Below are 495 nucleotides of genomic sequence, written 5' to 3' on the forward strand. Positions count from 1 at the left end.
ATCGGAAATTCAATCTTATTAATTATCTTTCCGAAACATCGGAAAAGAACTCGCGTCCTTTTCCCGCAAAAAATCATACACAAATACGTTGTGTACAATTGAGAGATGAAATCAGACCTACAAAACATAAAAAACATATTCACCTCAATGTCTGAAGACAGTTGGAATACAAATGAAAATCTTAAATGGGGATATTTTTTTTACGATAAAAACAAAAATAAACTAGAAAAGCTTTTAGAAATTTTGAGTCAAGAAGGATTTGAATTAAACGTACTTCATAAAACTGAATTGGGAGATTGGAAATTGAATATTCAGAAAATTGAGACTATCACTCCTGAAGTTTTACATAAACGCAACCTGAGATTCAATAAATTGGCTGAATCTTTTTCAATTGAACTCTACGATGGATGGGATGTTGAGAAATAAAAAACTGTACACAACAACGTGTATAATTAATTGCGGCTGAATTTCCTCACCGGAAATTCAATCTTATTA

Annotated in this window: 1 protein-coding gene; it reads left to right on the forward strand. The window is 31.1% G+C overall.

From position 1 onward, the window contains the following. Positions 1-105: 105 nt before the first annotated feature. The gene (locus ACOSP6_RS01085; RefSeq protein WP_422092674.1) at positions 106-426 is read left to right on the forward strand and encodes a ribonuclease E inhibitor RraB; all 321 of its coding nucleotides are present in this window, start codon (positions 106-108) and stop codon (positions 424-426) included. Positions 427-495: the final 69 nt, after the last annotated feature.

Source organism: Tenacibaculum sp. MEBiC06402 (assembly GCF_049239625.1).
Classification (GTDB): Bacteria; Bacteroidota; Bacteroidia; order Flavobacteriales; family Flavobacteriaceae; genus Polaribacter.

Excerpts from the sequence above, each read along its gene's own strand:
- ACOSP6_RS01085 (WP_422092674.1), top strand. The coding sequence starts at position 106 with ATGAAATCAGACCTACAAAACATAAAAAACATATTCACCTCAATGTCT.